The 25,335-nt window shown below is 39.9% G+C and carries 19 protein-coding genes and 1 riboswitch; of the genes, 9 read left to right on the plus strand and 10 right to left on the minus strand.

The annotated features are described in order from the left end of the window. Nucleotides 1–23: 23 nt before the first annotated feature. From priA to hisD, 9 genes are all read right to left on the minus strand, one after another. The gene (gene priA, locus I6751_RS04140; protein WP_196591804.1) at nucleotides 24–2,423 is read right to left on the minus strand and encodes a primosomal protein N'; all 2,400 of its coding nucleotides are present in this window, start codon (nucleotides 2,421–2,423) and stop codon (nucleotides 24–26) included. A 239-nt stretch (nucleotides 2,424–2,662) separates the two neighbouring features. Next, nucleotides 2,663–3,853: a methionine adenosyltransferase gene (metK, locus tag I6751_RS04145; protein ID WP_196591805.1), complete on the minus strand. Its 1,191-nt coding sequence runs from the start codon at nucleotides 3,851–3,853 to the stop codon at nucleotides 2,663–2,665. Between the two features lie 68 nt (nucleotides 3,854–3,921). Continuing rightward, nucleotides 3,922–4,024, minus strand: a riboswitch (SAM riboswitch). A 56-nt stretch (nucleotides 4,025–4,080) separates the two neighbouring features. Then, nucleotides 4,081–5,280, minus strand: coding sequence for a bifunctional phosphopantothenoylcysteine decarboxylase/phosphopantothenate--cysteine ligase CoaBC (gene coaBC, locus I6751_RS04150; RefSeq protein WP_196591903.1), 1,200 nt, complete (start codon nucleotides 5,278–5,280; stop codon nucleotides 4,081–4,083). Further along, entirely contained in the window at nucleotides 5,280–5,492 is a 213-nt protein-coding gene (gene rpoZ / locus I6751_RS04155; protein ID WP_231035342.1) for a DNA-directed RNA polymerase subunit omega, read from the minus strand. Before rpoZ ends, coaBC begins: the two co-directional genes overlap by 1 nt. A gap of 2 nt (nucleotides 5,493–5,494) precedes the next feature. Further along, nucleotides 5,495–6,109, minus strand: coding sequence for a guanylate kinase (gene gmk / locus I6751_RS04160; RefSeq protein WP_196591806.1), 615 nt, complete (start codon nucleotides 6,107–6,109; stop codon nucleotides 5,495–5,497). A gap of 1 nt (nucleotide 6,110) precedes the next feature. After that, nucleotides 6,111–6,383 (minus strand): extracellular matrix/biofilm regulator RemA, encoded by a 273-nt coding sequence (remA, locus tag I6751_RS04165; RefSeq protein ID WP_182188436.1) that lies wholly within the window; start codon nucleotides 6,381–6,383, stop codon nucleotides 6,111–6,113. Nucleotides 6,384–6,432: 49 nt separating this feature from the next. Further along, a complete protein-coding gene (locus I6751_RS04170; protein ID WP_196591807.1) occupies nucleotides 6,433–7,353 on the minus strand; it encodes a YicC/YloC family endoribonuclease in 921 nt (306 codons plus the stop codon). Next, nucleotides 7,346–8,191: a diaminopimelate epimerase gene (gene dapF / locus I6751_RS04175; RefSeq protein ID WP_196591808.1), complete on the minus strand. Its 846-nt coding sequence runs from the start codon at nucleotides 8,189–8,191 to the stop codon at nucleotides 7,346–7,348. The genes I6751_RS04170 and dapF overlap by 8 nt, the downstream gene beginning before the upstream one ends. Before the next feature lie 96 nt (nucleotides 8,192–8,287). Beyond that, on the minus strand, nucleotides 8,288–9,550 hold the full coding sequence (gene hisD, locus I6751_RS04180; protein WP_196591809.1) for a histidinol dehydrogenase: 1,263 nt from the start codon (nucleotides 9,548–9,550) through the stop codon (nucleotides 8,288–8,290). Between the two features lie 175 nt (nucleotides 9,551–9,725). On the opposite strand from hisD, the gene I6751_RS04185 reads away from it, so the two are divergent. Then, nucleotides 9,726–11,477 carry an Rqc2 family fibronectin-binding protein gene (locus I6751_RS04185; protein WP_196591810.1) on the plus strand — a complete coding sequence of 584 codons (1,752 nt, stop codon included), beginning with the start codon at nucleotides 9,726–9,728 and terminating at the stop codon, nucleotides 11,475–11,477. Here I6751_RS04185 and I6751_RS04190 read toward each other — a convergent pair. Beyond that, entirely contained in the window at nucleotides 11,464–12,240 is a 777-nt protein-coding gene (locus I6751_RS04190; protein ID WP_196591811.1) for a tRNA 2-thiocytidine biosynthesis TtcA family protein, read from the minus strand. The two genes, I6751_RS04185 and I6751_RS04190, sit on opposite strands and share 14 nt — an antisense overlap. 288 nt (nucleotides 12,241–12,528) lie before the next feature. On the opposite strand from I6751_RS04190, the gene I6751_RS04195 reads away from it, so the two are divergent. The 8 genes from I6751_RS04195 (at nucleotide 12,529) to topA (ending at nucleotide 25,308) form a co-directional block, all read left to right on the plus strand. Then, nucleotides 12,529–14,178: a putative manganese-dependent inorganic diphosphatase gene (locus I6751_RS04195; protein ID WP_196591812.1), complete on the plus strand. Its 1,650-nt coding sequence runs from the start codon at nucleotides 12,529–12,531 to the stop codon at nucleotides 14,176–14,178. Between the two features lie 84 nt (nucleotides 14,179–14,262). Next, the gene (gene pcrA / locus I6751_RS04200) at nucleotides 14,263–16,485 is read left to right on the plus strand and encodes a DNA helicase PcrA (protein WP_196591813.1); all 2,223 of its coding nucleotides are present in this window, start codon (nucleotides 14,263–14,265) and stop codon (nucleotides 16,483–16,485) included. 33 nt (nucleotides 16,486–16,518) lie between these two features. After that, nucleotides 16,519–18,519, plus strand: a complete 2,001-nt coding sequence (ligA, locus tag I6751_RS04205; protein ID WP_196591814.1) for an NAD-dependent DNA ligase LigA — start codon at nucleotides 16,519–16,521, stop codon at nucleotides 18,517–18,519. Between the two features lie 82 nt (nucleotides 18,520–18,601). After that, complete coding sequence (gene gatC, locus I6751_RS04210) at nucleotides 18,602–18,889, plus strand: Asp-tRNA(Asn)/Glu-tRNA(Gln) amidotransferase subunit GatC (protein ID WP_182188445.1); 288 nt, start codon at nucleotides 18,602–18,604, stop codon at nucleotides 18,887–18,889. 26 nt (nucleotides 18,890–18,915) lie between these two features. Then, nucleotides 18,916–20,379, plus strand: a complete 1,464-nt coding sequence (gene gatA / locus I6751_RS04215) for an Asp-tRNA(Asn)/Glu-tRNA(Gln) amidotransferase subunit GatA (protein ID WP_196591815.1) — start codon at nucleotides 18,916–18,918, stop codon at nucleotides 20,377–20,379. After that, nucleotides 20,379–21,821, plus strand: coding sequence for an Asp-tRNA(Asn)/Glu-tRNA(Gln) amidotransferase subunit GatB (gatB, locus tag I6751_RS04220; protein WP_196591816.1), 1,443 nt, complete (start codon nucleotides 20,379–20,381; stop codon nucleotides 21,819–21,821). The genes gatA and gatB overlap by 1 nt, the downstream gene beginning before the upstream one ends. Before the next feature lie 191 nt (nucleotides 21,822–22,012). Next, nucleotides 22,013–23,098: a DNA-processing protein DprA gene (gene dprA / locus I6751_RS04225; RefSeq protein ID WP_196591817.1), complete on the plus strand. Its 1,086-nt coding sequence runs from the start codon at nucleotides 22,013–22,015 to the stop codon at nucleotides 23,096–23,098. After that, nucleotides 23,098–25,308: a type I DNA topoisomerase gene (topA, locus tag I6751_RS04230; protein ID WP_196591818.1), complete on the plus strand. Its 2,211-nt coding sequence runs from the start codon at nucleotides 23,098–23,100 to the stop codon at nucleotides 25,306–25,308. The genes dprA and topA overlap by 1 nt, the downstream gene beginning before the upstream one ends. The last annotated feature ends 27 nt before the right edge of the window (nucleotides 25,309–25,335 follow it).

The raw sequence follows: 25,335 nt of genomic DNA on the forward strand, positions 1-25,335 counted from the left end.
CATTGTCTGTAATAAAATTCAAATTACATGGTATTCAGCGGGTTTATATCAATTTTTACTTCACTGTCAGTGGACAGATTATTTTGTTGTAAAAAGGTATGCATGATAGTTAGATCAACGGTTTTTATCAACAGATTGAAGCGGTAAACACCGCGAAAATTAGCGATTATTGAAGGCGCCGGGCCGATGATCTGATGATTGGCTGAATTGGAAAAAGTTTTACGAAAAGCAGTACGTAGTTGTAAAGCCTTGTCCATTGCATGATCTTTATTCTCATTTTGTATGGTGAGTTTGATGAGTTTGGCATAAGGCGGATAAAATAATTCCCGGCGCTGAATTAGTTCCTGATCGTAAAACTCGCGGTAGTTTTGTCGGATACCGGATAAGACGGCATAATGCTCCGGATTATATGTCTGGATGATTACCTGTCCCTTGACATTGCCACGGCCAGCTCGCCCGGCCGTTTGTGTGATCAGATCAAAACACCGTTCAGCAGCACGGAAATCAGGCATGTTTAAACTGGCGTCAGCGCTTATTATTCCAACGGCAGTCACATTGGGAATATCGTGGCCTTTAGCAACCATCTGTGTTCCAAGCAGAATATCGTAATTACCGGCGCGAAATTGTTGCAAAATATTTTGGTGAGCCATTTTTTTACCGGTAGTGTCACGATCCAAACGGATAGTCCGCGCTGTTGGAAAAGTTTCATGCAGTTCTTGTTCAAGTTTTTCGGTACCGGAACCAAAAAATTTTATATAACGGCTGTTGCAGGCCGGGCAGACTGTGGGAACCGGTTCTTTTATATCGCAATGGTGACACTGCAGGTAATTTTGCCGATGGTAGACAAGCGGTAAACCGCATTGCGGACATTTTATCACCAGACCGCAGGAGCGACACATAACAAAAGTAGAGTAGCCGCGGCGGTTCAGCATGATAATTATTTGTTGTTTTTTTTGTAAAGTATCATTTATAAGTTTAACCAGCTGACGTGACATAATATGCCTGTTGCCTAAATGTAACTCTTCACGCATATCTACACAATTTATTTGTGGCAAGGGTTTATTGTCGATGCGATGCGGCATAGTCAGTAATTTATATGTACCGTTGCAGGCTGAAAAATAGCTTTCCATTGATGGAGTGGCACTTCCTAAAATAAGAACGGCATTATATAATTGTGACATTTTACGGGCAATATCGCGCGTGTGATAACGTGGTGATTCATCCTGTTTATATGAAGCGTCATGTTCCTCATCCATGACGATAAGTCCCAGATCGAGAAATGGTGCAAATATAGCTGAACGGGCACCAATTATAATTTTTGCACTATTAGTGCGTATTCGCACAAATGCATCGTTACGTTCATTTACTGTAAGCCGGCTGTGGATTACAACGACAGAGGAAGAAAAATATTTTTTAAGGGAAATAACTAATTGACCTGTTAGTACGATTTCAGGTACAAGAATTAAGGCCTGTCTATTTTGCAGCAAAACTTTTCGGGCAGTTTCAATGTAGATTTGTGTTTTACCGCTGCCGGTAACTCCATGCAGCAAGAAAGTATGCGGTTGATTTTTATCTATATATGGTATTATTTCTGCCATTGCAGCGTTTTGCCCGGCTGTCAGATGTACAAAAGGATTGTTGGCAGGATTGACATGGTCATAGCTGTCACGAAAAGTACGCTGTTTGGTAATGGTAATATAGTTATTGTCGCTCAGAGTCTTTATAATACTGCGTGAGAAACCCTGCTTGTTAAGTTCATTGATACTGTAAAGATGATCATCAGATAAAAATTCTAACAATTTTTTTTGAGATTTTTTTCGTGTCATATTGTCCAATAAAGTTTGGTTGACTATATTTTTATTTATTCGGACATAAGAGGTATAAATTTTATTTGAGCGGTTTTTGTAAATATAATTTTTGAATATGATTTTATTATCCAATAGTTCTTTTAATAGTGCGATGCTGTCGAATTTACAAAAATCCTGGATCTGTTTTAAGCTGCAGTTTGGATTTTTCAATATAAAATTATAAATAGATTGCCCACTTGCCGATAAAGAGGCTGTTGTGGGTATTGCCTGATAACTACTGTTGATTTTTATACTATTTTTCCCAGGAATAAAAAGACGGAGTGCTTCCCCTAATGAACAAAGATAAAAGTCAGCGATAAAATGGGCCGTTGACATGATTTTATCAGTAAAATATGGTTCAATATCAATAGAATCGATTATTTCTTTTAAAGTGTGGTCAGTTTGGTCAACAGTTGTTATACGGACAATGAATCCTTCCATTTTTCTCGCACCAAATGGTACTATGACACGGCATCCGGTTTTTAGAAAATTTAAGTTTTCCGGAATGATATAAGTATAACTGGTAGCGATGGTTTTTACTGGTATATTTATAAATACATCTGCTAATAATTTCATAAAATCACCACTTTAATTATATCATATAAGCAAAAGAAATTTTACTTCTCAATAAAATATGGAGCTGCCGCGCGAATTACATTGACATTACAAAAATATATTCCGCTGCCGCTGCGCAATCAACCATCTTTTTGAGGACGGATAAGACGGCACGTTGTATATTTATGAATGAAAATATTTACGTGTGACAACCCCATGAATAGAATTTACAATGATTTTAAATAATAAAAAAATCGGATTTATATACCGGCTTCTTGCTTTAAAAGAGCTGCTTTATCGATGTGTTCCCAAGGTAAATCGATATCAGTGCGGCCAAAATGACCATATGCTGCGGTTTGGGCATAGATTGGGCGGCATAGATCAAGCATTTTTATTATGCCGGCAGGCCGCAAGTCAAAATGTTTTTTGATCAATTGAATGATTTTTTCTTCATCGATCTTACCCGTTCCAAAGGTGTCGACCATTATTGATACCGGGTGGGCAACACCGATAGCATAAGCTAGTTGTATTTCGCATTTGTCAGCAAGACCGGCAGCCACAATATTCTTGGCTACATAACGGGCTGCATAGGATGCGGAACGATCAACTTTTGTTGGATCTTTACCTGAAAATGCACCGCCGCCGTGTCGTGCCATACCACCATAAGTGTCAACAATAATTTTCCGGCCGGTTAGTCCGCAGTCTCCCTGCGGCCCGCCGATGACAAATTTTCCGGTGGGATTTATATAATATTTGGTGTTTTCATCGACCATATCAGCAGGAATAATGGGAGTAATAACTTTTTCCCTGATATCTTTCTCGATAGTTGACAGTGAGACATTGGCATCATGCTGAGTAGATACTACAATAGCTTCTATATGAACTGGTTTACCGTTTTCATAGGCCACAGTTACTTGAGTCTTTCCGTCAGGCCGTAAATAAGGTATTTCATTATTTTTGCGTACTTCGGTCAGACGACGAGACAAACGATGCGCCATAGCAATAGGAAACGGCATATATTCCGGTGTTTCATTACTGGCATAACCAAACATCATACCTTGGTCACCGGCACCGATGGCATCTTCTTCGGACATATCACCATTTTTGGCTTCAAGTGCTTTGTCAACACCTAAAGCAATATCGGGAGATTGTTCATCAATGGACACAGAAATACCGCAGGTAGAAGCATCAAAACCGAACTTAGCTCTGGTATAACCGATACTTTTGATTTTTTCGCGAACGATTTTAGGAATATCGACATAACAATTAGTGGATATTTCACCGGCTACATGAACCTGACCGGTCGTTATTAATGTTTCGCAGGCTACGCGGCCATGTGGATCCTGGGCTAAAATAGCATCCAGAATACTATCGGAAATTTGGTCGGCAATTTTATCCGGGTGGCCTTCGGTGACCGATTCTGAAGTAAAAAGTACACGTTTTTGAGCCATATTTTTCCTCCACATATTAAAAATTAGCAAATAAAAAAGCTCTCAATCGTGAGAGCTGAAAATACATACTCTCATCTCATAGGTAAAACCTAAAGGAATTAGCACCGTTTGATAAAATCAATGGTTGCCGCAGCTTCACAGGGCCAGTCCCTCCACTGCTCTCGATGAGTTCGATATTTATTTGTTAAACTAATAATACATTACCTGATAATAAATGTCAACTGAATTTATTTCCTTAAATTCCGGATCTTGTCGATGATTATTGCGGCCAATGCTTTTTTTGACATAAGTGGAATATCTTCGACAGCAGCATTACGAGTTATTATTTTTACCATATTAGTATCATAATTAAATCCGACATTTTTTTGACTTACATCATTCGCAATAATCATGTCAAGATTTTTACGCTGTAATTTTTCTTTGGCAAAAGTCAGCAGGTTTTGTGTTTCGGCAGCAAAACCCACTAAAATCTGTTCGGTGGATTTTCTTTTGCCCAGCGCGGATAAAATATCAGGATTTTTTACCAGATCAAGAGTAAACGCTTCCGTGGTCTTTTTTATTTTTTGGCCGGCAATTTTTTTTACACGGTAATCAGACACAGCTGCAGCCATGATTACAACGTCACTGGCCGCAAAAATGGTATCGACATATTCTTGCATTTGACATGCTGTTTCTACTTTTATAAACTTGATTCCCGCAGGCGCGTTAAGAGATGTCGGACCACTGACAAGTGTAACTGACGCACCGCGTCTGGCTGCTTCTTCAGCCAGCGCGTAACCCATTTTTCCGCTGGAACGATTGCCAATATAACGCACGGGATCAATTGCTTCCCTGGTTCCGCCGGCAGTAATTAAGATACGTTTTCCTTTTAGATCCTGTACCTGTGCAGTATAATTTGTAATTTCTTCAACGAGTACAGCAGGATCGGGTAATCGCCCAATGCCATTGGTACCGCAGGCCAGATGACCAGTATCCGGAGTTATTATATGATAACCGCTTAACTGCTGCAGTGTCTGCAGATTACGCTGCAAAATGGGATTAATATACATGTTGCTGTTCATTGCCGGAGCTATGAATACCGGTGCCGTTGTTGCCATAATTGTCGTAGAAAGCATATCATCAGCAATGCCGGATGCCAGTTTGCCGATAATGTCAGCCGTTGCCGGAGCGAGCAATACGACATCAGCTTTTTTGGCTAAAGCAATATGTTCTACATTCCAATTATGCACTTTTTCCCACATATCACTGCTGACAGGATTACCGGTTATTTCTTGAAAAGTCAGCGGTGTGATGAATTTTGTTGCTGCCTGTGTCATGATAACATCAACATTTGCATCGAGTTTACGCAGCCGGCTTGCGATTTCTACTGCCTTATAGGCTGCTATTCCGCCGCAAACACCCAACAAAATATTTTTATTTGCCAACATCATTTTATTCCGTTTTTCGTTCGCTGAAAGGTAATCTTGTTTTCAGCGACTTCTTCAAGTGCATTAGTTACATTTTTGGTTGAAACCTTGGCAGCTCTTACTTTGGAACCATCCAATATTTGACGGGCCCGTTTTGACGCCAGCACAACAAGCGTATATTTGCTGTCGACTTTAGGCATCAATTCATCAAGTGACGGATTTACTATATCCATTATTATATCTCCCTGTTTTTAATTTTATTAATGATTTCCAGATTACGTCCAGTACGGCATCGTTCGGCAACGACTATGGCGTTGAGTTGATTGACAGCCCGACTGAGGTTTCTGTTAACAATAACATAATTATAGTGGGTACCCAAAGCTATTTCTTGTGCAGCGGCATCAAGTCGTCTTTTTATTACCGCTTCAGTTTCAGTGCCGCGCCGACGGATTCGTTTTTCCAATTCATCAAGTGACGGTGGTAATAAAAAGATATATATGCCGTCGGCGACCTGTTTCATGACGTTGAGTGCCCCCTGTGTATCTATTTCCAGCAACACATCTTTTCCTTGTAAGCGCAGCTCGTCAATTTTTTCAGACGGAGTTCCATAATAATTACCATATACATTAGCCCATTCCAGAAGTTCATTTTCTTCTATCATTTTTTCAAAATCAACTTTTGATAAAAACCAGTATTCCCGTCCGTTGATCTCGTGTGGACGTGGCCTGCGGGTCGTTGCCGATACAGAATAAAATATATTTTTGTTCATCGTTAAAAGTTTTTTACAGACAGTGCCCTTTCCCGTACCGGACGGTCCCGATATAACTATTAAATTTCCTCTGTTGGGCATCTTATTTATCTTTATCCTTTGCTATTTCATCATTATCATCAATTATGCGATTGGCGACTGTTTCCGGTTGAATAGCCGATAAAATAACATGGTCACTATCAACTATTATAACAGCCCGTGTACGCCGTCCATATGTAGCATCAATTAACTGACCATTTTCCCGTGCTTCTTGGATAATGCGCTTGATTGGAGCTGATTCGGGACTGACAATGGCAATGACTCGATTAGCGGATACAATATTGCCGAACCCGATATTAATTAATTTAATATTCATATAAAACGCAGCCTTTCTGTAAAATAAGCTGTTGTGCAACGATGCCGGCTTATTCTATATTCTGTATTTGTTCGCGGATTTTTTCGATTTCACCTTTTACGTCTACGACAAGTTGTCCCGCTTGAGCGGAATTGGCTTTTGATGCTATTGTATTTATTTCCCGATTCATTTCCTGGACGATGAAGTCCAGTTTTCTGCCGATGCTGCCGCCAGTGCTTAATGTTTGCTCAAACTGCTGCAAATGGCTTTGTAATCTGGTTGTCTCTTCGGTGTAATTTGTTTTTTCAGCATAAATAGCGGTTTCCTGAATAATACGTGTCTGATCGATATCGTTGGCGTTTAAATATTCACCTAAAGTTGTGACCAGATTTTGCCGGTACTTTTCAATTATTGAAGGAGCCAAATCACACAGCAGTGTAACTTTATCGCGGATGATGGCAAGTCGGTACAATATATCACTGCAAAGGTTTTTTCCTTCGGTAGTTTTCATTTCGATGAATAAAGTCAATGCTTTGCCAAGTGTATTGATAAAGTCATCTTTAATTTCAGCAACAGTCGGTAATATATCCTCCTTTGTTAAAATACCGGGATAAACTGACAATGCAATAAGATCATTAGAAGAAAAATTGTACTGCGTCGGTTGACACAATGTACGGGCAATTTCATCAAGGGCTTTTTTGTAAGCAAGCAGTAAGTTTTTGTCTACTTTTATTATGCTGTTAGTGCCGCTGGTATCGGTGAAATTAACATATACATCAATTTTACCCCGCAGTGAATATTTATTCAGATAATCGTTGATAATTACTTCTAAAGCCCGCAGGCCGGGGGGCAAATGAGCGGCAACATCCTTATATCGATTATTAACAGATTTTATTTCTACACTTATCGTGTAATTATTTTTATTGCACACAGCTGTACCAAAGCCGGTCATACTTCGTACCGCTGAATTTTTGGCTGTTAGTTTATCCACTGTAATATATACCTTCAAATACTTTTTTTGTCGGACCGGTCATATAGATATTATTATCATCTTTATTCCACTCGATGGAAAGCAGACCGCCATCGAGTTTAATAGCGGCTTTTCTGTCAGTCAGATCGTTTAATACCGCTGCTGTCAGACTGGCACAGGCGCCGGTGCCACACGCTAAAGTGATGGCAGCGCCGCGTTCCCAAACGCGCATGCGCATGTGTGACCGATCAATGACCTGAACAAATTCTACATTGGTCTTATTGGGAAAAATTTTATACTTTTCCAGTATCGGTCCCCATTTGCTTATGTTTATCGAACTCATGTCATTGACAAAGATAACACAATGAGGATTGCCCATGGATACACAGGTCATTTTGAACTGATGGTCTTGTATCTTTAATGGCTGCGCGATAACGGCAAAGCCGTCGAAACCATGCACAGGAATTTTTTCACCTTCTAAAACTGGCTGTCCCATATTGACACAGACAGAGTTTTCGTTTTTTTCATCAATGACCAGGCGTGGTTTTATTGTACCGGCTTTAGTTTCTACGGTAAATTCCTCTTTATTGGTAAGGCCTGTTTCGTAAACGTAACGGGCAAAACATCTGATACCGTTACCGCACATTTCAGCTTCCGAACCGTCAGAATTAAAAATACGCATACAAAAATCACATTTATCGGAAGGAAGAATAAAAATGACACCGTCTGCACCAATGCCAAAATTTCTGTCACAGATTGCAATAGCGGCAGAACGAATAGTCTGCCAGTCTTCTGTAAAACCATTGACAAGAACAAAGTCATTACCGCAGCCGTGCCATTTAGAAAATTTAAATTGCATAGTAGATCCTCCTACACCTATAGCTATATAAATTAATTGTAATATTTATTTTGACTTAATGCAACCTATACGGAATAAAAGAAAATATAATATGAGTTATTTTAGTCTTATGGCTACGGATTCCTTATGGGCAGCAAGTCCCTCGGTTTCTGCAAGGTTCATGCAAGCTTCTGCAAGATTTTCACAGCCTTGGTGTGTTATATGCTGGTAGAAGGAAGTTTTTATAAAAGTCCCAACGTAGACGCCATTTGAATAACGGGCTGTCCCCATAGTAGGCAGGGTATGATTAGTTCCGGAACAATAATCACCAAAGGCTACCGGTGTATATTCACCAATAAACAGTGAGCCGTAGTTTTTAAGTCGTTCACTGATTTTCAGGCTGTCTCTGGTCTGTACTTCAAGATGTTCCGGGGCAGCCTTATTTGCAGCCGTGACCATTTCCATTTCATCAGTGGCTAATAAAATAGTTCCATTATCCTGCCATGCTTTATAAGCCAGACTGCCTGTAGGTAATTTTTGTGAAAAATCAAGTATTTTTTGAGATACAATAGCTGCGTAATTACGATCAGTGGTTATTAAAGCAGCCTTGGCCCGTGGGTCATGTTCACACTGTGCCAGAATATCCATTGCCGTATAATCCGGATTGGTTGTTCCATCGGAAATTATCAGCACTTCACTGGGCCCAGCTAAACTATCGATGCCGACGTCACCCAAAACCTGCCGTTTAGCCTCGGTGACGTATTGGTTACCAGGACCCACAATCATATCGACGGGGGGAATACTTTGCGTACCATAGGCTAATGCTGCTATGGCCTGGGCTCCGCCGGCACAATAAATTTCATCGACCCCGGCTATATCCATCGCAACTAATACGGCAGGATGAATTGTTCCGTATTTTTTTGCTGCCGGACTGACAGCGGCGATTCTTTTAACTCCTGCTGTTTTAGCGGGAATGGCTAGCATTAGTGCTGTGCTGGGCAGTGGATAACGGCCGCCCGGTACATATGTACCGCAGGATTCTACGGGTATAAGTCTGTGACCCAGGGTGACGCCTTCAATTTTGCTGGAAACCCTTAATTCCTGCATGCATGACAGTTGCTTTTCAGCATAAAAACGTATTTGTTCAGCTGCAAATTTCAGATACTTTACTGTAGAAGGTGAAACTTTATCATAGGCAGCTTTTATTTGACCGGGAACAATCTTAATGCTTTCTGGTTTTATTCCGTCAAATTTATAGCTCAAATCCTTAAGCGCCGCATCACCGGATAGTTTCACTGATTTTATTATGCTGCCGACATTATTGATAAGTTCTGCTGAGCGTTCATGTGTGTCTTGTTCGGCTGATTTTAATATTTCCATTTTTATCATTCCTCTTTTATATACTTACCTTAGTATTGTAACGTTGACAAGGGATTATTGCAATATCACCTGCAGTAATATAATATTCAATTGGATATGTTTGACCGTGGGACCGGTAGATGATATACTCAGTCTATTATTTTAGCGGTCATTGTTAGAAATGGGGTAATATGACATGGGACTTGATGGTTTTTCCCTTTATGCCGTAATAAATGAATTAAATAATATATTATCAGGAGGGCGTATTGACAAAATTTGCCAGCCGCGCAGATCCGATGTTTATATGACCGTACGTTTGCCTGGTACAACATATATACTGCATATTTCTATTGATCCGCGCCTGGCTTCAATGGCAATTTCGGTTAGGCAGCCAGAAAATCCTTTAGAACCGCCAACGTTCTGTATGCTGCTGCGCAAACAACTTGAGGGTGGCCGTATTGCTAAAATATATCAGCTGGGATTAGATCGCGTGGCAGTGATTGAAGTGGATATTTTAGGCGCAGGTGCACGATTGATAACTAAAAAACTTTATATAGAGCTGATGGGGAAATATAGCAATATAGTCTTAGTAGAGAATCAACGAATTATCGATTCATTGAAAAGAGTAGGCAGTAACAGCAGTCGGGTACGCACTGTCCTGCCGCAGCAGGAATATATGCCGCCGCCACCACAGGATAGTATTGATATATTGACAGCAGCGGATAATTTTATAAACAAATTAAAGCTGTCAGCGGGGCAAAGTGTGTATAAAGCGGTATTGAAAACAGGTGCGGGATTTGGTCCGGTGACAGCATCAGAAATATTATTTTTAGCAGGGCTGCCGGATGATATGGCAATAGAAAAACTCGATGTTGAGGATTTCATCTCTTTGCGGCAGGCCATCGACGAAATTATCACTGTTTATGATACAAAGATGTTTGTGCCGACATTAATAAAAGATGATAATAATAAAATAATGGCAATGGCGGCTTTTCCTCTGCATAAATTTACCGCATATAATACGGTGAATTTTACTTCGCTGAGCTGTCTGCTGGAAACGGCTCATCAACTGGCGGATGATTACGTTTCTCCAGAAAAAAGCCAATTGTTAAAAATAGTAACAAATGAATTAGAAAAACAAAAAAATAAAAATAGGAAACTTGCTGAACAGTTGCAGCAGGCTGAAAATGCTGAAATAGAAAAAATTAAGGCAGACAATATAATGACGTATCAGTACCAGTTTGCAGATCATAAAGACAGCGCGATAACTGTTCCCAATATATATGAGGCAGATAATGCCAAGCTTACAATAAGCATGGACAGGCGGCTTACTATAGTTCAGAATATGCAAAAGTATTATAACAAATATGACAAGCTGCGCCGTGGGCAAAAGATATTAGCAGAGCAGCTGCAAGAATGCAGGGAAAATACTGTCTATCTGGAAACAATTGAAATATCACTGGAATCTTCCGATACTTTATCTGAACTGGCTGATATAAAAGCCGAATTGGTAAAAAGCGGTTATCTGCATATTGAAAAACGCAAACGTACTGCAGTTCCCGAGTCAAAACCATTTAAATTTATCTCTTCGGATGGGATGCCAATATTAGTTGGTAAAAATAATGTACAAAATGACAAGCTGACATTTAAGATAGCCGATAATGACGATATTTGGCTTCATGTTAAAAATATACCGGGTTCGCATGTAATAATACGTACAGCGGGAAGTGTCCCGGCTGAAACGACAATAGAGCAGGCAGCGCTGTTGGCTGCTCATTATTCCAAGGGGAAAGATTCATCTAATGTTCCGGTCGATTATACTTTTTGCCGTTTTGTAAAAAAACCTTCCGGTGCGAAACCGGGTTTTGTTATTTTCACCAATAACAAAACATTATATGTGACACCTGATGAAACAAAACTGAAAACTTTATTTGCTAATTTTTCATAAAAGCATCATATTTTCTCTTTAATTGCTGACGACTGGGCACTGTCGGCCATAATTCACCGACAGCACTTTCCCGCATAGCTGCGGCCAGGTGTTCATAAAAAAGAGGATAGTGGGCAGTCAGCTTTTTAATCAGTTCTTTGGTATCCTGGCGCATTGTAGTTCCATCTATAGGACAAGGAGATGCCACGGGAGCAACACCGTGATATTTAACAGCAGTCCTGGTTTCAGTCTCGCGAAAATAAATTAACGGGCGGATAACCGTGAGTTTCATTCTATCAAGATAAGTAGACGGAGTGAAAGTCTTAAATTGTCCTGAGTACAGCAGATTCATAAAAAGGGTTTCAACGGCATCATCTTGATGATGGGCATAGGCAACTTTGTTGCAGCCTTTTTCCTTGGCAATACGGTTTATTGCTCCGCGGCGAAAATAAGCACAAGTAAAGCAGGGATTTTTGCCGCTTGATTTTATGGCATTGTTTATATCGACCCGATGGACAAAATAGTCGATCGATAATTCATGACAAAATTTTTTTACGGAATCTGTAGAGAAATTTTTAGTGAACAGCGGATCGATGGTAACAGCCTTTAAAGTAAATGATTTTTTCAAACGACTGCGTAAAACAGCCAGCATATAGGTTAAAAACAGGCTATCCTTTCCTCCTGATAACCCGATTAAAATACTGTCGCTATCTTGAATCAGGTCAAATTCGACAACGGCACGCATGAGTTTGCTAAAATATAACTGTGGTATATTTATATTCATTTTATTCCCTTCAAGATAAATTTTTGATTATTTGATGATTATAGCACACAAACGGGCTTAACGGCTGTTTGTGTAAATTTTATTGTATAAATCTTTTGCGAATGGGTTATTTGTTGTATAATATTACCCAATGGCATATCGTTTTGCGTGTTGCGAATACTGCATCGCAAATGGTATTATTTTATCATGATAGTATTTTTTGCTGGTATCTGGTATATTTAAAAATTAATTTGCCGCAGGCGGAAAAGTTTTTATCATGATTTAAAATATTTTGGAGGTTAAGATTTTATGCGTGAAAAAAAACCGATATATGTTATAGGTCATAGAAACCCGGACACTGATTCGATTTGTGCGGCTATCAGTTATGCAAATTTGAAAAAATCTTTAGGGGAAGAAGTAATTGCCGCTCGCGCTGGTAAAGTTAATAAAGAAACGCAGTTTGCTTTGAATTATTTTGGGACGGACAGTCCGCAGCTGTTGGTTGATGTTTACCCGCGGGTTAGTGATATAATGGAGCAATGTCACACTATGCTCGGTGAGCATGATAATCTGCGTAAATTGGGCAAAGTAATGCGTGAAACGGGATTGAAATCAATACCGGTAGTGAGGAATGAACGTGACTTAGCCGGTATTGTAACAGTAAGTGATTTGGCTAAACGTTATTTTGATGATTTAGGTATGCAGAGTTTTTCCAATACAAAAATAACAGTTCGCGATATTTTGTCTGTCATTGACGGAGATGTTATAGTTGACGGAGATGAGGACAAATTAGTCAATGGGGATGTTCGGATAGCAGCCGGCAGCCTGCGGATGATCGAATCGATTATTCAGAAAAATGATGTTGTATTAGTCGGCGATCGGGTTTCACCAACGTTGCGGGCCTGCCTGGAAAGAAAAATTGCCTGTCTTATTGTCACTGGTAATGGACATATACCCACGGAAATAATCGAGGAAGCACAAAATCATAAAACGATGATACTGGTAACGCCTTATGATACTTACACAGGAGCCAGGCTTATTAACCAATGTGTACCGGTATCACGTATTATGCAAAAAGATGTCGCTTCTTTTAAACCGACGGATATGCTGAGTGATATAAAAGGGATAATGGAAAAGAAAAAATTTCGCAGTTATCCGGTAGTAGAAAATAGCAAAGTTGTCGGCATGATAAGCAGCGATAAGCTGATGGTACCGGAAAGGACACGGCTCATTCTGGTTGATCATAATGAACGGACGCAGGCAGTGGAAGGAATAGAAGAGGCACGTATCCTGGAAATAATAGATCATCATCGTCTAGGTGGTCTGCAGACAGGTGAACCGATATTTACCCGTCAGGATCGGGTGGGATGCACTAATACGATTGTGGCTGATTTATACTTTCAGCATAATGTGGCAATTCCGCCCAAGATAGCGGGACTTATGCTGTCGGCAATAATATCGGATACAGTATTGTTCAAATCGCCTACCTGCACATCACATGATAGGGAGATTGCTGACAGCCTGGCCCGGATAGCCGGGGTAGAAATAAATACATATGGCATGGAACTGTTGAAAGCCGGATCTGATGTAGGCAATATGTCAGCCATGGAAATAGTAAAAAATGACATGAAGGAATTCCAAATTGGTGACCGTAAAGTTATTGTGAGTCAGACTTCTGTGATGGACAGCAGTGATGTATTGAAGAGAAAAGACGAGTTGCTGGAAAATATGAGGGAAGTATGCAGCAGGGAAAAATATGACATGTGTCTGGTAATGATCACAGATATTTTAGAAGAGGCAACATCACTTTTATTTGTTGGTGAGCCTAAAACACTTATTGGTGAAGCGTTTAAAAAAACAGCAGCTGATAACATCCTTTATCTGCCGGGTGTAATGTCACGTAAGAAACAGATAATACCGCAGCTCACGGAGGCGGCTAAAAAATATACGGCCAATTGATCCATTAAAGTAATAAAGCTGCTGTGTTATCGATAATACAGCAGCTTTTGCATACTAACTGAGTAAACAAAAACGGAGGACACTTTGGATATATTTGACAGACTTAATCCTGCCCAAAAAAAAGCGGTAGAACACGTTGACGGACCATTGCTCATAATGGCAGGAGCAGGTTCAGGCAAGACGCGGGTATTGACTTGTAAAATAGCGTATTTATTGCAGCAGGGAATTTCACCTTACAATATCCTGGCAATAACCTTTACTAACAAAGCCGCTACGGAAATGCGTGACCGCGCTGATAACATGATAGGAACAGCTGCTAAAAATGTCTGGCTGAGTACATTTCATTCTTTTTGCGCGCGGCTGTTGCGCTATGAAATTGATAACATTAGCAGATACAAAAAAAATTTTACGATATACGACACTGCTGATTCTCATACGTTAATAAAAAATTGTCTCAAAGACTTGAATCTCGATGAAAAGCAATATCCACCATATAATATTCAGTCGGCGATATCCAATGCCAAGAATATAATGCTGACACCAGATGCATTTGCCAAACAGGCAGGGGATTTTTTTGAACAAAAAACGGCTGAAATATATACGGCATATCAGAAGCATTTAGTTGATAATAATGCTTTGGATTTTGATGATTTATTGATGATTTCAGTGGAACTTTTGTCGCAAAGTAAATCTGTCCGGGAAAAGTATCAGGATCGGTTTCATTATATACTGGTCGACGAATATCAAGATACGAATGGCGCTCAATACCAACTGACTAAACTGTTGGCCGCAAAGCACCACAATATCTGTGTGGTCGGTGATGCCGACCAATCCATATATGGCTGGCGTGGTGCCGATATAAGAAATATAATGGATTTTGAAAAAGATTATCCGGAAGCATCAGTGATTAAATTAGAGCAAAATTATCGTTCTACCCAAAATATTTTGGCGGCAGCAAATGCCGTAATTGAAAATAATTTGAACCGTAAGCCAAAGAAACTTTGGACAGAAAATCCGCAAGGCGATAAAATATCATTATATGAAGCGTTTAATGAACGCGATGAAGCTCGTTATATTGCAGATAATATTGTTAAACAGAATACTTTGTTTAATATTTCCTATAATGATATTGCAGTGCTTTACCGTACCAATGCCCAATCGCGTTCATTTGAAGAAGGACTCATGCGTGCAGGAATACCATATACTATGGTGGGTGGGTTGAAATTTTACGACAGAAAAGAAATTAAGGACATACTGGCTTATTTAAAGGTGATTTTTAATCCTGCTGATGCGGTAAGTCTGCTGCGCATCATCAATGTACCCAAAAGAGGTCTGGGAGCAACGACTATAAATAAACTGAGTGAGTTTGCTGCGGCAGGAAATATAAGCATATTTGATGCTGTTTCAAGCACTGATGAAATCCCAGGATTGACGGCTAAAGCGCGGGGAGCCTTATCAGAATTTGTACAATTTATTTTTAAGATGATGACGGCACAGACAGAGCAGTCTGTTCATGAATTTATTCAACGGGTTATGGATGAGTCGGGTTATATGATGGAGCTGGAAGCCGATAAAAAGGTAGAAAATGAAACACGGATTGAAAATCTAAAAGAACTACTTACAGTAGTAAAAAATTTTGAAAAAGAAAATGAAGATAATCCTACCCTGGAAAATTTCTTAAATTCAGTTTCATTGGTAGCTGATATCGACAATGCCGATTTTACTGATGATAAAGTTACATTAATGACATTGCATGCGGCAAAAGGATTGGAATTCCCTGTTGTATTTATGGCCGGTATGGAAGAAGGGCTGTTCCCGCATTCCCGTACATTGATGAATGAAGCTGAAATTGAAGAAGAACGGCGTACTTGTTACGTTGGAATAACCAGGGCACAGCGAAAGTTATATCTGACAAATGCAAAAAGCCGTACTATATATGGACGTACTGTGATGTATCCACCATCGCGGTTTTTACAGGAAATTCCATCAGAATATGTGGAAACTGAACATTCCAAAATAACTTTACATCCGTTCAGTGTACCGAAGATTAATAATGAACGAATAAGAAGCATTAAAGATTATGTAAGACACACAGATGCGCAAAATAAAGGGGCGGTAAAGACAGGCGTCCGTCCTGATATGGGAATAAAATGGCGGAGCGGAGATAAGGCTAAACATAGTAAGTGGGGAATTGGAACTGTTGTCGCGGTCAAAGGACACGGAGAAGAAACTGAATTGACAATTGCTTTTCCCAATATGGGAATAAAAAAATTAATGCAAAAATATGCCCCTTTAGAAAAAGTATAGATTATATCTATACCGTAATGTGGAGAGAGTAAAATGGCAGACAGTGCAAAACAGCAAATCGAAAAATTGCGCATAGAAATAAATTATCACAATAATTCATATTATAATGATGACGCCCCGGAGATAACTGATTACGAATATGATCAATTGATGTTAAAGTTAAAGGCATTGGAAAAGCAATATCCGGAATTAGTAACGCCGGATTCTCCAACGCAGAAGGTAGGCGGTACAGCTAAACGCATAGCTGGTGTGTTAATAAAGCACGATGTACCGATGCTAAGTCTGCAGGATGTTTTTTCGAAGACAGAGATAGATGCTTTTGTTGAATCAATGCAGTCAGAATTGACTGATTGCCGATTTACCGTTGAGGAGAAAATTGATGGATTATCGTTGGCACTGCGTTATTATGACGGTGTATTGAAAATGGCTGTCACGCGCGGTGACGGCATTGTAGAAGGAGAAGATGTCACTGCCAATGCACTTAATCTTACCGGAATAAAAAGGGAACTTGCCGATAAACTGCCGTATCTCGAAGTGCGTGGTGAGGTTTATATGCCGAGGAAAGCTTTTGATGCCGTTAATAAAGCACAGGCGGAACAGGGAAAGAAAATTTTTGCCAATCCGCGTAATTGTGCGGCGGGAACGTTGCGTCAATTGGATAGTCGCATCGTAAAAAGACGTCAATTAGCGATTTTTTTGTTTAATTTGCAAAAAATAGAAGGCCGCAAATTTCTAAGTCATGCAGCCAGTTTGGAGTATTTTAAACAGCAGGGACTACCAATTGTACATGATTATATAATCTGTACAACGAAAGAAGAAGTATGGCAGGCAATAACTGAAATTGGGGCCAGAAGAGGGAAACTGCCTTATGATATAGATGGCGCTGTAGTTAAGGTCGATGACTTGGAACAAAGACAAGCATTGGGAAATACAGCCAAAGTACCGCGCTGGGCTGTCGCTTATAAATATCCACCGGAAGAAAGAGAAACAAAATTGCTGGCAATAAATTTATCGGTGGGACGGACGGGGCGCATCACACCCACAGCGGTCTTTGAGCCAATTCAGTTGTGTGGTACGACAGTGGAACGGGCTACTTTGCATAACCAAGACTTTATTGATAGTCTTGACATACGTATTGGGGATATCATCAGGGTATACAAATCGGGAGAAATTATTCCTAAAATAAGGTGTGTTGAAAAAGAAAAACGTCAGGCAGATTTGCCCAAATTTGTAATAGGTGACAAATGTCCGGTTTGTGGCGCTTTAGCTATACGTGAGGAAAATACGGCCGATATAAAATGCACTAACATAAATTGTCCCGCCCAGTTAGACGGTCGAATAATTAATTTTGTTGGTCGCGGTGCAATGGATATTAAAGGATTCGGTGAAAAATATATTAAATCATTGATTGCGTCAAAATATATAGTTGACATAGCTGATATCTATTATTTAAAACAATATCGCAGGGAGCTTATTGAAAAGGGGATAATTGGTAAGGAAAAAAATACTGATAAATTGTTGGAAAGAATTGAGGCAAGTCGTATCAATGAACCATGGCGTCTGCTGTCCGGCATGGGAATCCCAAATATTGGCAAGGCTGCGGCACAATCTTTATTGGATTATTTTCATTCAATCGACAGATTGGCTGATGCTTCTGTCGAAGAAATTGAAACAGTGAAAGATATTGGCAATATAAGTGCTGAGACATTATACAGATTTTTCCGCAGTGCTAAGACAAGACAAATGCTCGATAAACTGCGATCTGCCGGTGTCAATATGACCGAACGGGAAAAAGGACAGGCGGCAAGCAGTATTACTGGTAAGACATTTGTATTAACGGGGACGTTGTCAATGAGCAGAACATCAGCTGCCGATAAAATAATTCAATTGGGTGGCAAAGTATCCGGTTCAGTATCTGGTAAAACCGATTATGTGGTAGCCGGCGAAAATGCCGGCAGTAAATTATTTAAGGCACAGCAGCTAAATGTCACTGTGTTGAATGAAACTGAGTTTACAGAACTCATCAATAAATAATAATGCGGGATTAGTATCTGCACGCATTATTCTATGCTATAATTAGCAGTATCTGCAAAATAAGAACAGGATGGTGAAAATAATGAAAATAACAAAACAGACTGTTGAAAATGTGGCAATGCTGTCTCGTTTAAATATTGCCGATAATAAGATGGATAAATATATTGAAGAATTTAGTAATTTTTTGGAATATGTAGATGTTTTACAACAGGTGAATACCGAGAATATAAAACCGACAGCACATGTACTGCCATTGCAGAATGTTTTTCGTGAAGATATAGTAAAATCGTCATTGAGTAGAGAGGCAGCATTAGCTAATGCTCCGGAACAAGAAGATGGCTATTTCAAAGTACCGCGGATCATTGAATGATTTATTACAGCATGAGGAGGATTTAAGTGGAATTATATAAACAGCCGGCACATACTCTGCATGATATGCTGGTAAAAAGGGAAATAACTTCAACAGAACTTACAAGGGCTTTTTTAAATCGTATTGAGCAAACTGATGCTGATATACATTCATACATAACTACAACTGCTGAGAAAGCTTTAAATATGGCTAAATCAGCCGACGAAAAAATATCATCTGGTGAATCAGTCAGCTTTTTGACAGGTTTACCAGGGGCGATAAAGGATAATATATGCACTTTGGGGGTGAAAACTACCTGTGCTTCGAAGATGCTGGAAAATTTCATTCCTCCGTATAATGCTGCTGTCATGGAAAAAATTAATCATATGGACGCGGTGATTTTGGGAAAGACCAATATGGATGAATTTGCTATGGGAGGATCAACAGAAAATTCAGCTTTTTTTCCTACACATAATCCATATGATACGGATTGCGTTCCCGGAGGATCCAGCGGAGGATCAGCTGCCGCAGTAGCCGGTGGTTTAGCCGCATGGGCAATTGGTTCAGATACGGGTGGTTCAATTCGTCAGCCGGCGTCTTTTTGCGGTATAGTAGGATTGAAGCCGACTTATGGCAGGGTATCACGTTACGGCCTTGTTGCCTATGCATCATCACTTGACCAAGTCGGTCCACTGACGCGTGATGTAACGGATTGTGCCAATATACTCAATGTTATTGCCGGTTATGATTCCATGGATTCGACTTCAATAAATGAACCCGTTCCGGATTATACTAAGGCGTTGATTAAAGATGTAAGAGGCTTAAAGATAGGCTTGCCCGCTGAATATTTTGTCGATGGGATGGATGAAGAAGTAATAAGAGCGATTCATGCTGCTGTTGCTGATTTTAAAGCAATGGGTGCCCAGGTTGTTGAGATTTCACTGCCATACACTAAATATGCCATTGCAGCTTATTATCTTGTGGCGTCAGCGGAAGCTGCAACTAATTTGTCTCGTTATGATGGTGTAAGTTATGGCAGCCGTGTGTCAGGAGAGGATATTGTGGCAATGATGACCAATACCCGTACGGAGAAATTTGGCAATGAAGTAAAACGCCGTATAATGATTGGTAATTATGCGCTGAGTGCCGGATATTACGATGCTTATTATTTAAAAGCATTGAAACTACGCACATTAGTCAAAGAAGATTATGACAAAGCTTTTGAAAAAGTTGATGTTATTTTGGCACCTACGGCACCGACACCTGCTTTTAAAATCGGTTCGATAATCAATGATCCGTTACAGATGTATTTGCAGGATGCCTGTACAGTTCCCCTGAATTTAGCAGGGCTGCCGGGAATATCACTGCCGTGTGGCTTTAGTAAAGCCGGCCTGCCGATCGGGATGCAGATAATTGGCAAACCGTTGGCGGAAGAAACAATAATAAAAACAGCTTTTACTTACGAGCAAAGCAAGGATTTTCATAAAATGTTTGCGGGAGTGATTGAATAATGTCATATGAAGCAGTGATCGGTCTGGAAATACATAGCGAACTTAAAACAAAAACCAAGATTTTCTGCGGCTGTGCTACTACTTTTGGCGCTGAACAAAATACGCACGTTTGTCCTGTATGTCTCGGTCTGCCCGGCGTGTTGCCGGTAGTTAACAAGAAAGTAGTTGAATTTGCCTTGAAAGCGGGGCTGGCACTCAATTGCACAATAAATAAATTCAGTAAATTCGACAGGAAAAATTATTATTATCCTGATTTGCCCAAAAATTTCCAGACATCACAATTTGATTTACCTATTGCGGAACATGGTTATGTTGATATTGAAGTGAATGATACTACGAAACGCATCAGAATAACACGTATTCATATGGAAGAGGATGCCGGTAAGCTCGTTCATGCCGGTGATACTATTAAAGATTCTGCCAGCTCTAATGTTGATTATAACCGTACTGGTGTACCCTTGATTGAAATCGTTTCCGAACCGGATATGCGCACAGCGGAAGAAGCCCGTGCATATATGGAAAAAGTAAAATCAATATTAGAGTATATTGATGTATCCAATTGCAAAATGGAAGAAGGAAATCTTCGTGCTGATGTAAATGTTTCCTTGCGGCCGACAGGCAGCGAAATGCTGGGAACAAAAGCTGAAATGAAGAATCTTAATTCTTTTAAAATGGTTGAAAATGCCCTCGAATATGAGATCGAACGCCAGGAAGAAATACTCGAAGACGGTGGTCATGTCATACAGGAAACACGGACCTGGGATGATAACAAGGGAATCACATTATCCATGCGCACTAAAGAAAAAGCCCAGGATTATCGTTATATGCCGGAACCGGATCTGGTACCAATAATTACAACGGATGAACAAATTGCTGCGGTAAAGAAGACATTACCGGAATTGCCGGATGCCCGCCGAGACCGCTTGATAGATGATTGCGGCCTTTCATCATATGATGCGGGAGTTATTACTAATTCACGGGAAATGGCAGAGTACTTTGATGCAGTTATCAAACAAAATGTGGATGCAAAGCTTGCTGCCAATTGGATTATGGGAGATTTGGCTAAAAATCTTAATGCTGCCGGTAAGACTATTGCGGAATCACCTGTGTCAGCTAAAAATCTGGCAAAAATGATTAAGCTTATTCAAAATAATACTATTTCATCTAAAATAGCAAAAAAAGTTTTTGATGAAATGTGGCAGTCCGATAATGATCCTGAATTAATAGTAAAAGAAAAAGGTCTTGTACAGATAACTGACACTGATGCCATTGAAAAAATAGTTGATGAAGTGTTACTGGGCAACCCTAAACCAGTGGCGGATTATAAGGGCGGAAATACAAAGTCAATTGGTTTTTTAGTGGGACAGGTAATGAAGGCCAGCCGGGGAAAAGCCAATCCGGCTATGGTGAATAAGCTCTTAAAAGAAAAATTGTCTCAATAATTTATTATATATATTAATGAAAGAAACCAGTAAAAAAATCAATTTTTAATCAGATTTTTCTGCTGGTTTTTCTTGTGGATGTAGGATTTTTAGCTTATTGAAAGCCAAATTGTTATTGACGGCAGGAAAAAACTTAACTATAATCATAAGAAGTTTATTTAATTTTCAAAGTTTACTATAGGTGGAACTATATGGAAAAATATTATTTGGCTGCATTACAAATGGTATCAGGTATGGGAATTACAAATATCAGACGATTGCTTGCCTGCTTCAGCTGTGCAAAAAATATCTGGGATGCATCTGAAGATGAAATAACAGCAAGTAAATGCTTGTCAGAAAAATTATCTAGGAGATTATTCAGGCACCGACAACAGTTTGATGTTGATACTGCAGCGTCTGACTGGGATAAAAGAGGAATAAGGTTGATAAGTATTCTGGAAGATGATTATCCAAAACTGCTGACTAATATTTATAATCCGCCGGCAGTACTGTTTTGCCGTGGAAATTCGATCACTGATAAATGTCTGGCCGTGGTGGGAGCACGAAAATTTTCAGTATATGGCAAAAGTATTGCCTATACCATTGCGGCCGATTTAGCAAAGCAAGGATATGCTGTTGTCAGTGGTGCGGCACATGGTATAGATACTTTTGCCCATTGCGGTGCCTTGACTAAAGGACAGACAATTGCTGTGCTCGGATGTGGTGTAGATATGGTATATCCGCGTGAGAATAAAAGGCTTTTGGATGAAATTGCTGAAAAAGGTACGATTATTTCTGAGTATGCACCGAAAACGCAACCCTTGGCAGCATTTTTTCCGGCACGTAACCGGATAATAAGCGGACTGTCAATTGGGACGGTTGTAATAGAAGCTGCAGAGCGCAGCGGATCGCTGATCACAGCTGAAATGGCGTTGAGTGAAGGTCGTGATGTTTTTGCCGTACCAGGTAGTATTTATTCTGAGCAAAGCCGTGGCTGCAATCATCTGATTCAGCAGGGGGCTAAATTGATTACTTGTGCACAAGATATTTATGAGGAATATGATGCAGTGAGGAATGTTGCTGTATCAAAAGAACAAACGCCTTCCATGACAGATGGTGAAGCTAAAATTTATAATCTTTTGTCATATGATCAGGCAATCAGCATCGATGAGATAATTTATAAGCTGCGTGCTAACGTTACTAATATAAGTTTTGTGTTATTGCAAATGAAACTTAAAAAAATTATTGATGAAGCGTCACCGGGAATGTATGTACGTTCAGCTAAGGGGAGAATTTAGTGGAAAAAAAGTTAGAAGGATCCAAAAAAACATTAAAAGCAAAACCTAAAAAAAAGAAAACTGCTTCCAAAAAAACGTTGGTGATAGTTGAATCACCTGCTAAGGCCAAGACTATAGAAAAATATCTGGGACATAGAAAATATGAAGTACTGGCCTCCATGGGGCATTTACGGGATTTGCCAAAAAGTCAGTTTGGAATTGACATAGAAAATGATTTTGCCCCCAAATATATAAATATAAGAGGTAAGGGCGATTTAATAAAATCTTTGAAAAAAGAAGCTAAAAACGCTGAAAAAATTTATCTTGCATCTGACCCGGACCGTGAAGGAGAGGCTATTGCATGGCATTTGGCATATTTATTGGGAATTGATGACAAGAAAAAATGCCGCATTGTATTTAATGAAATAACCAAACCGGCAATCAATGAAGCAGTGAAGGCACCGCGGACGATCAATCTTAACCTGGTAGATGCCCAGCAGGCCAGACGTATGCTGGATAGAATTGTCGGTTACAAACTTAGTCCGCTGCTCTGGCGCAAAATAAAAAAAGGATTGAGTGCCGGGCGTGTGCAATCTGTCACCGTTAAAATAATTTGCGATCGAGAGCGGGAAATCCGTGCTTTTATCCCTGAAGAATACTGGACTATTGATCTCAATTTTAAGTGTGAGGCAAGAAAGTGCACACTTGCTACGGAACTGGCAATGGTTGACGGCAAGAAAATTGCTGTGACATCGGAAGAAAGTGCCGCACGGATCAAAAAAGATTTACAGCACCAGCAGTTTGTAGTTGAAGAAGTGAAAAAAAGTGAACGTCGTCGAAAACCACCGGCTCCGTTTACCACTAGTTCCCTGCAACAGGATGCTGCAAGAAAATTGGGATTTACTTCGCGGCGTACAATGATGATTGCTCAGCAGTTATATGAAGGAGTAAATGTCGGGAAAAAAGGTCCGGTCGGTTTAATTACTTATATGCGTACCGACTCTACACGTATAGCTGAATTGGCGCAAAATGAAGCGAGAAACTATATAACGGAAAAATTTGGTCCTGCTTATATGCCTGGAAAACCACCTGTGTATACTGCCAAAAAAGATGCTCAAGATGCTCATGAAGCCGTGCGTCCGACTGATATAACGTTGACACCGCCGCTGATAGAAGGATTTTTATCGAAAGAACAATTTAAATTATATCGGCTTATTTGGCAGCGCTTTTTGGCCAGCCAAATGACAGCGGCTGTTTATGACACAATGGGAATTATAATCAAAGGTGGTATTTATACAGCTAAAACAGCCGGTTCTGTATTAAGATTTGCCGGATTCACTGCTGTATATGACGATGCAGATAAAAAGAAGGAAAAGGATATTATTTTACCGGAAGTATTTGTCGGTGACGTCATGAAACTGCAAAAAGTATTACCTGAACAACATTTTACTGAACCACCACCGCGTTATAATGATGCCTCAATAGTAAAAACTCTGGAGGAAAAGGGTATCGGACGGCCTAGTACCTACGCACCGATAATCGAAACGATTCTGGGGCGAGGTTATGTTGTCAGACGCGATAAAAAATTTGAACCTACTGAACTGGGTTTTATTGTTCTTGACATGCTCGAGCAGTATTTTAAAAATATTGTTGATGCCAAATTTACCGCTGAGTTAGAAAACAGCCTCGATAAAATTGCTGACGGTATGATGGATAAAAATAATTTATTAGCAGAATTTTATAGTCCCTTCGCAACCACTCTGGAAAAAGCGGAAGAAGAAATCGGACATGTTGATATACCGGAAGAAGTTTCTGATGTACGTTGTGAAAAATGCGGAAGACTTATGGTTGTCAAACAAGGTCGTTTCAGTAAATTTCTGGCTTGCCCAGGATTTCCGGAATGTCGTAATACAAAGCCAATTTTAAAGGATACTGGAGCCAAATGCCCTAAATGCGGTGGACGTGTCGTTGAGCGTCACACTAAGCGCGGCAGAATTTTTTACGGCTGCGAAAACTATCCGAAATGTGATTTTGTGAGCTGGGATGCACCGTTAGCTGATAAAGTCTGTGATGAATGTGGAACCAATATGTTTCAGCACCGTTATAAAAATGGCAAAGTAGTGCTGTACTGCGGCAATGAAAACTGCAAGACACGCAAAGATCATCCAATCAATGAAGAAATAAAAAAAATGAAGGTAAAATCGGCGGATAAGTCTGTAAAAAAGGCTTGAGATATGTATAATAATATATAAACGGAG

The organism is Pectinatus frisingensis, assembly GCF_015732285.1.
Classification (GTDB): domain Bacteria; phylum Bacillota; class Negativicutes; order Selenomonadales; family Selenomonadaceae; genus Pectinatus; species Pectinatus frisingensis.